Genomic DNA, 12,861 nt, shown 5'->3' with positions numbered 1-12,861 from the left:
GTAAAGAATTAAGTGGTGGTACCGAACTTAGGCACCTGTGTACAAATTACACTCACTTATCAGACTTATTCGATATAAGGCAGGATACAGCTGGGGGATCTTATAGTAGGGCATTTGGGGTGCGCCGTAGATACGCTTCACCATATTTGAAGCTTATATAAAATACCTGATAGTAAGTCCCAACAAATGGGGAACGGCATCCTATAAGAACTGTAAAAATAATGCAAACGTTATCGGAGTGGTGAATCTATGTGATTTTGCGGATTTTAGTGCATAAGTTTTATATTTGATGTGTATATGGTTATGCGTTTTATTTCACTAATGAATTTGCTACAGGTGCTATTAGACCATTTTTTCCAAGCCACCACGGTATCTCTTCTATAGTTTCAATAAGGATTGTGAAATTGTGTGGGATCGAAGATGAGGCTAATCGCTCTATTGTTTTCAGCATTGATGCTGGCATTACCTGTCAAGGCGGGAGAGTCTCTGCCGCTGAAATGCGAGCTGTTAGAAACGCCAGATCAGTTTTGGTTTTACCGAGAGCAGATGGTTTACCAAAGCGAACAGTTTGCGATTTTTCATAATTTCAAAGGCCGCGTGGTCACGCAAGTTGATGTCAAAACCAACGAGTTGATTCGCACCACTTACCTTGGCGATTCGTACACGCCTAAATATCAAATTCTTATGGGGCGCTGCCCAACCATCGCTCATGTACTTGAAATGTGGCAGTTAGATGATGTCCCAATGGATAATTAACCTGCTTTCGATAAACCGCTGAATTGAATCTGCGTTACAACTACCTTTCTTTATCGTCTAGACAAAATGTCTGTGTTGCTGGTGCTTGCTTGCCACATTACCATCCGATTCACTCTTTAACTTTGTTCATACCAGTTTGGATTGATAGATCGACTTTTCGAGCTCTAGGCTCATCAACAGTTTGCGCGCAGTTAAGCGCGATACTACATCTATAAAAATCCATTGGAGTATATGTCTTGAACGACTTAAAAAATCTGTCTTCGGCGAAAGTGATTAAGGAACGCATCAAGCGTGAATATGACTTACGTATTCTCAACCAAGTGAGTGAAAGTGAATACGAATCGAGAATGGCGATTTGGGATGGAATTTCGACCGCTGCCAGTTCTGTTAATGACGTGGCTAAGTTTGTCGACGTGTCATTCAGCACGCTTCAGCAAAAGCTGAAAGAGGCGGGGAGTGACTTAAGCTTAAACCGCAATGAGTTCGTGACAATGGCGAATGAAGAGATCAGCTACATCAAAGCCTACGTTGCCGACAACACAACGCAATATTTCTGGTACGCCACTATCGCTTTAATGGTGTGCGGCGTAATCGCGATTTGCTACTAAGCAGTCGAACGCTATAAATGAAACGGCCTGTTACTCAACAAGTAACAGGCCGTTTTAGTTTGGGGTTAAGCGCAAGTTTTGATTAATTCACTGTGGTTAACACAGGGCAGTGATCGCTGAGTTGGTAGTTAAGCACATCTTGGCTGTTGAAGACTTGCTGTGATGGTTCGGAGAATGAAAGGCCGTCACTGACGATAATGTGGTCGATGAGCGATCGAAACTGGTGCACGCGTTGTGGGCTCTTACGTGAGCGCACTTTACATTCGGCGGGTGTTGACTTGGTTGCCAGAACAGCATCAGTGCCTTTTGCAATCGTTGCCCAAAGCCAGTCACCGGAATACCCCATGTTGTGGTTGAAGTCGCCAAGAATCACATAAGCGTGTTGATTCCTTTCTCGCTCTCGTACCCACTGATTCAGGCTTTCGCCTTGCTCTTTCAATGTTTGGCAGTGCTGATTATTGTTGTAACGCCCGCTACAGCGCGCTTTCAAATGTACCGACAGCATATGAATTGGCTGCTCACTGTTTGGTGAAAGCACAACATAGCTGGCAAACCTTAGCTTTCTTCTTTCATCGGCCAACAGGTTCATATCTGGCTGGTTGTCGACTTCTATCCTTTTACTGATTGCAAAGCCAGTGTATTGGTTGATGTCGTCAAACTGCAGCGCTTTATTACTTGAGTTTGAGCGGTCGGAAATAAACACCTTGTATCTATCACCAACGACTTGCTTGATTGCTTCTGGGCTGTCGACTTCTTGAAAAGCCAATATGTCGGCATTTTGCTTTGAAAAGTAATGCTGCAATTGGCGAAAATCTTGGTTGCTACGCTCACTTTGTGGAAACTGTTGGCTTGGCGATAAAGTCAGCCATTCGATGTTCCATGTGGATAAAGTGATAGGTTGCGCAGCAAAAATGGATGGCGCTGCGGTTGCAAGAAAAAAGGCGAGAAATTTACGAAAATGCTTTTTCATTATGTCTGATAAATGGAAGAAATCGGCTGACCCTTTATCTCATCAGACGTCAAAAAAAAGCAAGCGGAATTCTCGCAATTTATTAAAATTTCATCGTTTCTTTTGAATTTCGATCAATCGCCAAAAGATCGGATCCTTCTTAGTCAGCTTCCAGTTTTTGTTGATCCAAATCAATACTTTTTGATAGTGCTTCCCGTTAAATACCGCCACAACATATAGTGTCAGTCTAATAAAAAATCGCCCTATATAGTGTGTTTGTGGATAACTCTGTGAGTATACTAAGGGTAAGGAGAAATGGTGAAACCAATCGTAATCAAACGTGACGGCTCAAGAGCTCCGTTCAGCAGGGATCGTATTCAAGCAGCAGTGGAAAGCGCAGCGGACAATGTGACAAGCGAAGTCGCAATTCATGCGTTGAACGTTGCATTAGCAGTCGAGTTACAGCTAAAAGACTACGATGAAGTCCACATTTCAGAAATCCAAACCCTAGTCGAAAATGAGCTAATGCAAGGCCCATACAAGGCACTGGCACGCTCGTACATCGAATACCGCCACGACCGCGATATCGCGCGTGAAAAACAAAGCGCGTTAACACGTGAAATCGAAGGCCTAATCGAAGAAAGCAACGTTGACCTAATCAACGAGAACGCAAACAAAGATGGCAAAGTGATCCCAACGCAGCGTGACTTATTGGCGGGCATTGTCGCTAAGCACTACGCTAAAACGCACATTCTTCCTCGTGACGTAGTACAGGCACATGAAGAAGGCGACATTCACTACCACGATTTAGACTACGCACCGTTCTTCCCAATGTTTAACTGTATGCTTATCGATCTTAAAGGCATGTTAACGCATGGTTTTAAAATGGGTAACGCAGAAATCGATACGCCGAAATCTATCTCTACGGCGACAGCCGTTACTGCGCAGATCATCGCGCAAGTGGCGAGCCACATTTACGGCGGTACCACCATTAACCGTATCGATGAAGTATTAGAGCCGTATGTAGATGCGAGCTATGAAAAACACTTAGCGATTGCAAAAGAGTGGGACATTCCAGATCCACAAGCGTTTGCAACGTCGCGCACCGAGAAAGAGTGTTACGACGCATTCCAATCGCTTGAATATGAAGTAAACACACTGCATACCGCGAATGGTCAAACGCCATTTGTCACCTTTGGTTTTGGTTTAGGTACGAGCTGGGCATCGAAACTGATTCAGCAATCTATTTTGAAAAACCGCATTGCGGGCTTAGGTAAAAACCGTAAAACAGCGGTATTCCCTAAACTGGTGTTCGCAATCAAAGATGGCTTGAACCATAAGCAAGAAGATCCAAACTACGACATCAAACAGTTGGCACTTGAATGTGCATCTAAGCGTATGTACCCAGATATCTTGAACTACGACAAAGTGGTTGAAGTAACCGGTTCATTCAAAACACCGATGGGTTGCCGTAGCTTCCTAAACACTTATGAAGAAAACGGCGAACTGATCCACGAAGGCCGTAACAACTTAGGCGTAGTGAGCTTAAACCTACCACGTATTGCGCTAAAAGCGGGTGGCGACGAGAAAGCATTCTACCAACTGCTAGATGAAAAACTGGTTGTGGCACGCCGCGCACTAGAAACACGCATTAGCCGTTTAGAGAATGTGAAAGCTCGTGTTGCGCCAATCCTATACATGGAAGGGGCGTGTGGCGTTCGTTTGAAAGCGAATGATTCTATCGCCGATATTTTCAAGAACGGCCGCGCATCGATCTCCTTGGGCTACATTGGCATTCACGAAACCATAACTGCACTGTTTGGCCATGAAGACCATGTGTACGACATTGAAGAATTGCGCCAAAAAGCGCTGGATATTGTTAAGCACTTAAAAGACAAAGTGAACCAATGGGCGGAAGAAACAGGTTACGCGTTTAGCCTATACGGTACGCCAAGTGAAAACTTGTGTAGCCGTTTCTGCCGAATCGACACTAAAGAGTTTGGTGTGATTGAAGGCGTAACGGATCGTGGTTACTACACCAATAGTTTCCACCTAGATGTGCAGAAGAAAGTAAACCCGTACGACAAGATCGACTTTGAAATGCCGTACCCGCCGATCTCTAGCGGTGGCTTCATCTGTTATGGTGAGTTCCCGAACATGCAGCAGAACATTGAAGCGCTAGAAAACGTATGGGATTACAGCTATACACGAGTGCCATACTACGGCACAAATACACCAATCGATGAGTGTTACGAGTGTGGCTACAACGGCGAGTTCGACTGTACCAGTAAGGGTTTTACTTGCCCTAAGTGTGGCAACCACGACTCAACTAAAGTGTCGGTAACACGCCGCGTGTGTGGCTACCTAGGCAGCCCAGACGCACGTCCGTTTAACTTCGGTAAACAAGAAGAAGTGAAGCGCCGCGTTAAGCACCTTTAACGTGCTCGCTCGTTGTTAGTTGATTGGTTGTGATTGTAAGTAAGGTTTAAGATGAACTACCACCAGTACCATCCCGTAGATGTGGTTAACGGCCCAGGAACGCGCTGCACACTGTTTGTGTCTGGCTGCGTGCATCAATGCCGAGGCTGTTACAACCAATCGACGCAGCGCTTGGATTCTGGTCACTTGTTCACTCAAGAACTGGAAGACCACATCATCGCGGATCTTAACGACACACGTATTAAACGCAGAGGGTTGTCGCTGTCTGGTGGCGACCCAATGCACCCAGCCAATGTTGCCGATGTGCTCAAACTTGCTAAGCGAGTAAAAGAAGAGTGCCCAGGCAAAGACATTTGGATGTGGACTGGTTACACATTGGCAGAACTGGACGATGCACAGCGCGAACTTCTGAGCTACGTTGATACCCTAATCGACGGCAAATTCATCCAAGAAAGAGCCGATCCGAGCCTAAAATGGCGCGGCAGCGACAACCAAATCATTCATACGTTTACACTAAGCTAAGCACCGCATTTAAACACCGCGCTCATCAACTAGTGGTGAGTCATTCTCTAGCTTTTCAAAAGCATTCAATATCACTTCACAACGCAATCCAAACACGCCAAAACTGACCTGAAAACTGCTGGCTAAACGTACACTCATAGCGCCAGAGTAGGGCGCGTCATGCTATACAGAAAATTTCTGCATTTTGTGAAGCACACTAAAAGCAATGTTGCATAAGTCACTGTAAAGATGAATTAAAACGGAGTACGATAAACGGTATATGGATACTAGATAGAATAAGTCTGTATTTAAATGCAGAATTTTTCTGTCTAATAACTGTTAGCTGATGAGAGTAATATGTTAGTTCGTAATTTGAAAGTCGATGATTTTGAAGACTTCGTTAGTAAAATGAGCGGGTCAGTTTTTCATGCTACTACTCTAGAGAATTATAAATCTATATTGTCTTCTGGTGGGCTGCTCACCAATTTAGATGGCTCACGAAGTTCGGTGTTTGGAAATTCAAACGGTTTCTTTCGTTTACGATCTTGCGTTTCGTTTTTCGATTATCGCAATTTAGGCGATAAAAAAGTGTATCAGCACTTGTACAAGTGTATTCCAACTAACATTGCTCAAAAGCATGCAGAAATGGCTGTGTTAGTTCTTTCAGAGGATGCATACTCAAGTCTACAGTCTTGGACGGCTTGGGAGCAGGAAAAAGCATACTCACTAAAAGTGGTACCAAGAATTGAAATTGGTTACCCAGACTTTGTGCCGATGAGTAGTATCAATGAAGTGCTCATGGTGAGTTTCATCAGCTAACAAACTGTTTAAGAACGATTCGCAACGCGTGGCATTTTTACCATGCGTTGATGTTAGTGATTAAGGTGGTATGCGGCGGCATTGGTATTACGTTGCTCACACCTTAACAGGGCGTTATGTACTTAGGGTTGAACCGATGAATACAGAACAATATTTTAAATCAATATCGATGGAGCTGAAGGCTCTGGAAAATCGTATTCGATATTTGATACATGAAACCCACTGGCTAACCGATGGAGAGTGGAAAGAATCTATATTGAGGCAAGTCATCCAACGAAGTTGCCCCCAGAACATATCAGTGGGACGTGGCTTTGTCCTTACTGATGCTGGTAATTCGAGACAAATAGACATACTGCTATACGATAACACACAGCCTGTAATTTACAGCGATGGAGACTTGGTCTTTATTCAACCATCATCTTGTCGTGGAATTATCGAGGTAAAATCAACCTATAGTTCAGAAGTTTACCGTGATGCTTGTAAAAGCATTTCTGAAACAGCAAAGATAGTCCGAGACTCTCAACCAGGAATAGATATTTTTGTTGGGGTTTTCATATATGAAATGCAAGGTACAGAGCCCCGAGTAGTATTAGATGTACTCAAAGAGCTTACAGATCAGCATCACCATAAAACCATTGACCATATTTGCCTTGGTCAAAATAAGTTCGTTAAGTTTTGGGAGCAATGCCCACGAACAAGGACTGACGATTACAATCATTGGCACCAGTATAGACTCTGCGATATGTCTTTTGGATATTTTATTCACAATCTGTTATCGGTAATTTCAGGTCACAGATTGGTACGTAATGAAATGATCTGGTTTCCCGTTCAAGGAAAAGAAAATAATATCGAGAACAGCGTAAGACGTACATAACAAATTGCTTAAGTCTGATTCGTAAACGCGTGCCGAACTCGCTTCGCTCAGACATGGCACTCGTTCACTCACAGCTTGGCAAGGCGTTATATGTTTTAATCGAACTCTGGAAGGAATAAGATTTGTACCAGATTGAATACTTAGTTTTAGCTGATGTAAACAAGACTCAGTGTAAAACTATTTCTGCGTTAAAAAGCTTGTTGCAAGCTGACTCAAATGTATCTATTGATAGAAATCAGATTACGTATAAAAAGCATACAGCTGAGATTAAAATCAAAGCTGGAAAAAATGATGATAAGTCGCACCTTTATTTCAATATACGTTTGGTGTGCAAGCTTGAAAGCGAACTGAGTGAGTTTTCACTAATGCTTAAGTCTATACGAAAGTCGTTAGCTTTTGTTGCGAAGACAACGTATGTAGTGTGGGATGATTTAAGTTTGTACTACTCGAATCAGGCTTATCCAAAGCTGTTTGAAATAGAGAATTTGATGCGTCTTTTAATCACTAAATTCATGTTAACCAAGGTAGGGTTGGGGTGGACGAAAGAAAGGGTGCCAACAGACGTTCAGCAATCGATTAATTCGAACAATACAGATGCTAATTACCTTCATAATGTTGATTTTATACAATTGAAGAATTTTTTGTTCAGTGAAAACTATCCAAATCACAAAGAAAGTTTGATTAAAAAACTCAAATCAGCAAAGGATTTTACTGAAATTGAACTAAATGATATTAAATCATTGGTTCCTGAATCAAATTGGGAAAAGTTTTTTCAACCGTTGGTAGGTTGTGAGGCTGATTTTCTGAAAAAACGCTGGGATCAACTATATGAGTTGAGATGTAAAGTTGCACATAACAAAGACTTTAACAAAGCCAATTTAGATGACGTAGGCAAGCTAACTCAAGAATTGAAACCGATATTGGAAAAAGCTTTGTCCTCACTAGAATCCATAACAATTACAGAGGAGGAAAAAGACAATGTTTTTGAAAATGTACTTACCTTCTATGATGTTCAGTTTGGTAAATATATGGCTCGGATTCAGCGTCTAGAGAGAGTTTTGACTGTATATCTCCATTTTGTAGGAGTGGAAGTTAAAGCTCAGGCACATAAAGGGTCAACTCTATTGGAGCTACAAAGGCAAATTAGTTCTATCGGTTTATTCACAGAAGAGCAACTCAATATCATTAACACTGCTCGTCGAGTTAGGAACAAAATTACACATGAAACGTTTGAGATAGATCCGCTTTTAGTGATGGAGACCCAAACTAAGCTAGAGAACTTAATCATGGATTTGGAAACAATGTATAGCACGTTATCTGGAACCTCTATCGATGAAGTAAACATATAACAATCTGTTTAAGAGTGATTCGCAACGCGTGGCATTTTTACTATGCGTTGGTTTTAGTGTTTAAGGTGGTATGCGGCGGCATCGGTATTGCGTTGCTCACACCTTAACAGGGCGTTAGTTGCCTTCCCGATATCCATTATTTATGAGGTAGTAAATGGAACAAGTTAGTTTAACATCAACGTCTTGGAAAACAGCAGTTGCAGATCCAATAGAGATTCGCCTAAAAGACACTGTTAGGCTAGTGTTCGTTCCAACTGTTGTTGATAATCAAAAAGATAAAGATGCTTGCGTTAAGGGGCACTTTGTATATCAAAAGAAAAAGAAACAGGATGGTTGGGAAGATGTTCGAGAAATTAATCTTTCTCAATTAAAACCTGCTGAGGGTGTAAAACTTGAGCTTAAATCTGCGGAGTTGTTACTTCTTCTTAGGAAACTAGCTGATCTATATCGAATTCACCGTAAAGACGGTATTCAACGAGGCTCCAATCAATATATTAAATTGAGTGGCGCACTGGAGGGGCTCAGCAATGCAACCGATGAAGATTTAAGGCAGTTCATTGAGTTAAGCTCTGATAATGCGATTGGTACATTCAAACGTATTGCAAAGTGGTTATCCTCAGTAGAGCATTCAGATAAAGTAGTCGAAAGTTTAGAGTCATTGTCCGCTGATAATGTAAAGCAACTGAATGTTGTAGCTGGGCTTACGGTTTTAAAGAAAGCTTTAGAAGTTTGGAACAGTAATCAGTTTTCAACTGATGAAGAGTTTTGGCAAAGAGAGCTAACTAGTAATTCTTTTGTGTTGTCTCAGATATTTTCGTTCCCAGTGGTAGTAGTTAAAGAAAAGGCATATATCGGTGGTAAAACCTTTACTAATCAGGGAGGGAATATCGTTGATTTTCTTTATAAAAATCAAATGACGAGCAACCCAGCATTGATTGAAATCAAGACACCTTCAACTCAACTGATATCCAGCCCTTACCGCCAAACGTACAATATGTCTAAAGAGCTAACGGGCTCTACTAGTCAGGTTCTAAACTATGCTAACTCTATTATTCAGGACTACTACTCAGTTGTAGGGCATGAAACTAGTATATTTGGAGCATATAAACCGACTTGTGTGGTCATTATCGGGAATACTAGTGAATTAGACTCTCCTGAAAAGCGTAAAGCTTTCGAGTTGTACCGAAACAACTTGAAAGACGTCCAAATTGTTACGTTTGACGAACTTTATGGCAAAGTAAGTAGCTTCATTAGGCTACTTGAAAACGGCAACTAACAAGCAATTTAAGAGGGATTCACAACGCTTGGCACTTTCACTTCAAGCCAGTTTAGTGTTTATGGCACAATGCTTTAGGTTTGGGGGAAGGCGTTGTTCACCCCTTAATTGGGCGTTAGTTGCCTTATCAATATCGCATGTTCAATTTACTGTACAAGTATGTTGGTGAAGACTATACTTGTTCCATTAAATGTACATGTGGAGGTTCTTATGAGAATCGTATCTTTTACTGAAGCTAGAAATGGTCTTAAAGCTGTTTTAGACGGTGTAGTTAATGATGCAGACACGACAGTTATTACACGTCGTGACTCTGAAGATGCTGTGGTAATGTCTTTGGACTACTACAACAGTCTTATGGAGACAGTGCACTTACTACGCTCTCCTCAAAATGCTGAACACCTAAACCGGTCAATAGCACAGTACCGTGCCGGTAAAACAACCGCACGAGAGTTAATTGATGAGTAGTAGTCAACGTTTACTATCGTGGACGGATGACGCTTGGGGTGATTATCTGTATTGGCAAACCCAAGATAAGAAAGCGCTTAAGCGTATCAACAAACTCATCAACGATGTTAAGCGTTCTCCTTTTGAGGGTATTGGTAAACCCGAGCCGTTAAAAGAGAACTTATCTGGTTTTTGGTCTCGCCGCATTGACGATACTAATAGGCTTGTTTACGCAGTCGATGACCAAGCAATAACAATAATTTCATGTCGCTACCACTACTAAATTAGGTTCATCGGTCGGGCATCTAACAAACGACTATGGCGCCATAACTCAAATTGAATGCAATTCGCTCATTGCGCCAACACCCAAACCATTCACCACTTTACTCAATTCTAATTTTGACCATCGATTACCAAATTTATCTTCGATTTTTTCACATCTAGTGTTAACTTGAACGCCATTACTTGAATTTCAAAGGGTTGTGACTTTCATGTTCTCACACTTACCAACACCAACACTGGATCCTATTCTTTCTCTTTCTGTTGCTTACCGTAACGATTCTCGCGAAAACAAAGTCGATTTAGGGATTGGCGTATACAAAGATAGCCAAGGCCAAACGCCGGTTATGAAAGCGGTTCAAATGGCGCAAGATGTTGTCGTTGAAACGCAAAAAACAAAAGCGTACGTAGGCCTAGCTGGCTGTGAAGAATTCAACCAAGGCATGGTTGATTTGCTTCTAGATGGCACTTCAGCAACCGACCGTGTTGCAGCTATTCAAACACCAGGTGCGAGTGGTGCACTGCGCATGCTGGGCGATTTAATGAAAGTCGCACAACCAGATACCACGGTTTGGATTTCAAACCCAAGCTACGTTAACCATCAGCCTGTGATGGAAGCGGCTGGCCTAAAAGTGAAAAAGTACACTTACTTTAGCCCAGCAACAAAACAGGTCGATACCGCAAGAATGCTAGAAGAACTGTCACTAGCTGGCCCTAACGATGTTGTGTTGCTGCACGGCTGTTGTCATAACCCAACAGGGGCAGACATCGATTTCGCTGCGTGGCAAGAAATCACTAAGCTGGCGCAGAAGAATGGTTTCACGCCATTTGTCGATATTGCTTACCAAGGCTTCGGTGATGGGCTAGAAGAAGACGCGAAAGGCCTGAAGTTTATGGCTGATAACGTTGAAGAAATGCTGATTACTACGTCATGTTCAAAGAACTTTGGTTTGTACCGCGAACGTACTGGCGCAGCGATTGTAGTAGGCAAGAATGTTCAAGATGTGACTAACGCGAAAGGTAAGCTGCTTACCCTTGCTCGTGCGACTTACACTATGCCACCGGATCACGGTGCGGCTTTGGTGAAAACTATTCTGCAAGACCAAGAGCTCACGCGCGTTTGGAAACAAGAATTGAGTGAAATGCAGCAGCGTTTACTTAACCTGCGTCAAACATTGTGTAACGATCTGAGAAATACGCACAAAACGTCACAGTTCGACTTTATCGAAAGTCACAAAGGCATGTTTACTGTGCTAGGCTTTACACAAGAACAAATGGCGCAACTACGTGAAGAATATGGAATTTATGGCGTTGGCGATGGCCGAATCAACATCGCTGGCCTGTCTGAACAGCACATTCCTTACGTTGCAGAAGCCATCGTAAAAGTAGCGAAATAATAAGTTTGACTGGGTGATTATATGAATAAACCATGGAAAGTATTGCTTGGGTTAATGTTAAGTGGTGGTTTGGTAGCCTGTTCGACAACCGGGCAAGCGCCAACAGAGCCTCAAGACAAGCCACAGATTGAAGAACCACAGGTAGAAACGCCGGAAACTAAGCCTGAAGTCAAACCAGAAGAGAAGCCGGAAGTTAAGCCAGAGCCTAAACCTGAGCCGAAGCCAAAACCAAAGCCCCAGCCGACCAAAACTGAAGACGGTAAGCTGATTCTGGGTGAGGAAGAGTGGGTTTTCATTCCGGGTTTAAAACAAAGCTTCAAAGCGCGTATTGATACCGGTGCGACAACATCTTCGATCAGTGCGACAGAAATCGTTCCGTTTGAGCGTGATGGCAAAGATTGGGTTAAGTTCAAGATTGATCACGACGGTAAGCAGAGCAAAGAAATCGCTCTACCAGTTCAACGTTGGGTGAAGATCAAGCAAGCAAACAGCGACGAATCGGATAAGCGCCCTGTGATTATCGCTTGGGTTCAAGTAGGTGACCTAAAAGAGAAAACAGAGTTCACACTGGCCGATCGCACGCATCTTACTTACCCACTTCTAATGGGCCGTAGCTTCTTCAACGATGTCGCGGTTGTCGATGTCAGCAAGAAGTTTGTTCAGCCTAAAATCACTAAGTAATTGTGATTTATTAATAAGAAAAAGCGCCGAAGTTCGGCGCTTTTTTGTTTCTGGCGGTCGTTTAAATTAAACGAATTGGACACTACCACTTCTGATCAAACTGAATACCGATGTCTGGCGCGTTTGGGTCGTCGTCAAACGGGTGTTCAGCCCGATCTCTTAGCATCTCAAGCTGATTTTCAAGCATATTGACAGTATCGTAGTCGCCTTCAGAGCATGCGATGTATATCTGTTGCTCCAATGCTTCAATGCTATCTCTTATACCCATAAACCACCTCCTAGTTGCATACCAGTGGTACGAATCGCTGGTATTAGCTAGTTGCACGGTTCTACTTATTCTAGAACTAGGATAGTGCATGTCTGAAGATTATTCATAACGAATTATTTGTTATTTTGTTCTGATAATTTCAGTGAATATAAATAAAAATATCGCCTATTGATAGATATCGCAGTTTATCAATATTTTACGATAGCGTGACAAATCCAAAG

The 12,861-nt window shown here is 42.5% G+C and carries 15 protein-coding genes and 1 riboswitch; of the genes, 12 read left to right on the top strand and 3 right to left on the bottom strand.

Going from position 1 to position 12,861, the window contains the following annotated elements:
* Positions 1-83 precede the first annotated feature (83 nt).
* Positions 84-181, bottom strand: a riboswitch (purine riboswitch).
* A 239-nt stretch (positions 182-420) separates the two neighbouring features.
* Positions 421-756, top strand: a complete 336-nt coding sequence (locus tag J4N42_RS19080; RefSeq protein ID WP_252031035.1) for a hypothetical protein — start codon at positions 421-423, stop codon at positions 754-756.
* A gap of 269 nt (positions 757-1,025) precedes the next feature.
* The gene (locus J4N42_RS19075; protein WP_252034222.1) at positions 1,026-1,364 is read left to right on the top strand and encodes a thiamine-phosphate diphosphorylase; all 339 of its coding nucleotides are present in this window, start codon (positions 1,026-1,028) and stop codon (positions 1,362-1,364) included.
* 82 nt (positions 1,365-1,446) lie between these two features.
* On the opposite strand, the gene J4N42_RS19070 is transcribed toward J4N42_RS19075, so the two are convergent.
* Positions 1,447-2,334: an endonuclease/exonuclease/phosphatase family protein gene (locus J4N42_RS19070; protein ID WP_252031031.1), complete on the bottom strand. Its 888-nt coding sequence runs from the start codon at positions 2,332-2,334 to the stop codon at positions 1,447-1,449.
* 297 nt (positions 2,335-2,631) lie between these two features.
* On the opposite strand from J4N42_RS19070, the gene nrdD reads away from it, so the two are divergent.
* Together nrdD and nrdG are read left to right on the top strand one after the other, a co-directional pair.
* The gene (gene nrdD, locus J4N42_RS19065; RefSeq protein WP_252034220.1) at positions 2,632-4,752 is read left to right on the top strand and encodes an anaerobic ribonucleoside-triphosphate reductase; all 2,121 of its coding nucleotides are present in this window, start codon (positions 2,632-2,634) and stop codon (positions 4,750-4,752) included.
* 51 nt (positions 4,753-4,803) lie between these two features.
* The gene (gene nrdG, locus J4N42_RS19060; RefSeq protein WP_252031029.1) at positions 4,804-5,274 is read left to right on the top strand and encodes an anaerobic ribonucleoside-triphosphate reductase-activating protein; all 471 of its coding nucleotides are present in this window, start codon (positions 4,804-4,806) and stop codon (positions 5,272-5,274) included.
* Between the two features lie 9 nt (positions 5,275-5,283).
* Here the strand turns inward: nrdG and J4N42_RS22630 are convergent, their stop codons facing one another.
* Positions 5,284-5,412 (bottom strand): hypothetical protein, encoded by a 129-nt coding sequence (locus J4N42_RS22630; protein ID WP_286036679.1) that lies wholly within the window; start codon positions 5,410-5,412, stop codon positions 5,284-5,286.
* Between the two features lie 198 nt (positions 5,413-5,610).
* On the opposite strand from J4N42_RS22630, the gene J4N42_RS19055 reads away from it, so the two are divergent.
* The 8 genes from J4N42_RS19055 to J4N42_RS19010 all read left to right on the top strand — a co-directional run bounded on the left by J4N42_RS19055 (position 5,611) and on the right by J4N42_RS19010 (position 12,372).
* Positions 5,611-6,072: a hypothetical protein gene (locus J4N42_RS19055; protein ID WP_252031027.1), complete on the top strand. Its 462-nt coding sequence runs from the start codon at positions 5,611-5,613 to the stop codon at positions 6,070-6,072.
* Between the two features lie 136 nt (positions 6,073-6,208).
* A complete protein-coding gene (locus tag J4N42_RS19045) occupies positions 6,209-6,946 on the top strand; it encodes a DUF6602 domain-containing protein (RefSeq protein ID WP_252031024.1) in 738 nt (245 codons plus the stop codon).
* Between the two features lie 122 nt (positions 6,947-7,068).
* A complete protein-coding gene (locus tag J4N42_RS19040; protein WP_252031021.1) occupies positions 7,069-8,295 on the top strand; it encodes a HEPN domain-containing protein in 1,227 nt (408 codons plus the stop codon).
* Positions 8,296-8,449: 154 nt separating this feature from the next.
* A complete protein-coding gene (locus J4N42_RS19030) occupies positions 8,450-9,571 on the top strand; it encodes a Shedu immune nuclease family protein (protein WP_025523822.1) in 1,122 nt (373 codons plus the stop codon).
* 210 nt (positions 9,572-9,781) lie between these two features.
* A complete protein-coding gene (locus J4N42_RS19025; RefSeq protein ID WP_005526636.1) occupies positions 9,782-10,036 on the top strand; it encodes a type II toxin-antitoxin system Phd/YefM family antitoxin in 255 nt (84 codons plus the stop codon).
* Complete coding sequence (locus J4N42_RS19020; RefSeq protein ID WP_252031018.1) at positions 10,029-10,298, top strand: Txe/YoeB family addiction module toxin; 270 nt, start codon at positions 10,029-10,031, stop codon at positions 10,296-10,298. The genes J4N42_RS19025 and J4N42_RS19020 overlap by 8 nt, the downstream gene beginning before the upstream one ends.
* A 208-nt stretch (positions 10,299-10,506) precedes the next feature.
* Entirely contained in the window at positions 10,507-11,691 is a 1,185-nt protein-coding gene (locus J4N42_RS19015; RefSeq protein WP_252031015.1) for an amino acid aminotransferase, read from the top strand.
* 21 nt (positions 11,692-11,712) lie between these two features.
* Positions 11,713-12,372 (top strand): ATP-dependent zinc protease family protein, encoded by a 660-nt coding sequence (locus J4N42_RS19010; protein ID WP_252031013.1) that lies wholly within the window; start codon positions 11,713-11,715, stop codon positions 12,370-12,372.
* Positions 12,373-12,454: 82 nt separating this feature from the next.
* Here J4N42_RS19010 and J4N42_RS19005 read toward each other — a convergent pair whose 3' ends face one another.
* A complete protein-coding gene (locus J4N42_RS19005; protein WP_252031010.1) occupies positions 12,455-12,640 on the bottom strand; it encodes a hypothetical protein in 186 nt (61 codons plus the stop codon).
* Positions 12,641-12,861 lie beyond the last annotated feature (221 nt).

Source organism: Vibrio sp. SCSIO 43135 (assembly GCF_023716665.1).
GTDB lineage: Bacteria > Pseudomonadota > Gammaproteobacteria > Enterobacterales > Vibrionaceae > Vibrio > Vibrio paucivorans.
The sequence above is the reverse complement of the archived record's forward strand: the minus strand, read 5'-3'. Positions and strand labels throughout refer to the sequence as shown.

Coding starts and splice junctions, on each gene's coding strand:
- J4N42_RS19080 (WP_252031035.1), top strand. CDS start 421: ATGAGGCTAATCGCTCTATTGTTTTCAGCATTGATGCTGGCATTACCT.
- J4N42_RS19015 (WP_252031015.1), top strand. CDS start 10,507: ATGTTCTCACACTTACCAACACCAACACTGGATCCTATTCTTTCTCTT.
- J4N42_RS19070 (WP_252031031.1), bottom strand. CDS start 2,334: ATGAAAAAGCATTTTCGTAAATTTCTCGCCTTTTTTCTTGCAACCGCA.
- J4N42_RS19025 (WP_005526636.1), top strand. CDS start 9,782: ATGAGAATCGTATCTTTTACTGAAGCTAGAAATGGTCTTAAAGCTGTT.
- nrdG (WP_252031029.1), top strand. CDS start 4,804: ATGAACTACCACCAGTACCATCCCGTAGATGTGGTTAACGGCCCAGGA.
- J4N42_RS19020 (WP_252031018.1), top strand. CDS start 10,029: ATGAGTAGTAGTCAACGTTTACTATCGTGGACGGATGACGCTTGGGGT.
- J4N42_RS19045 (WP_252031024.1), top strand. CDS start 6,209: ATGAATACAGAACAATATTTTAAATCAATATCGATGGAGCTGAAGGCT.
- J4N42_RS19030 (WP_025523822.1), top strand. CDS start 8,450: ATGGAACAAGTTAGTTTAACATCAACGTCTTGGAAAACAGCAGTTGCA.
- J4N42_RS19005 (WP_252031010.1), bottom strand. CDS start 12,640: ATGGGTATAAGAGATAGCATTGAAGCATTGGAGCAACAGATATACATC.
- J4N42_RS19055 (WP_252031027.1), top strand. CDS start 5,611: ATGTTAGTTCGTAATTTGAAAGTCGATGATTTTGAAGACTTCGTTAGT.
- J4N42_RS19010 (WP_252031013.1), top strand. CDS start 11,713: ATGAATAAACCATGGAAAGTATTGCTTGGGTTAATGTTAAGTGGTGGT.
- J4N42_RS22630 (WP_286036679.1), bottom strand. CDS start 5,412: ATGAGTGTACGTTTAGCCAGCAGTTTTCAGGTCAGTTTTGGCGTGTTT.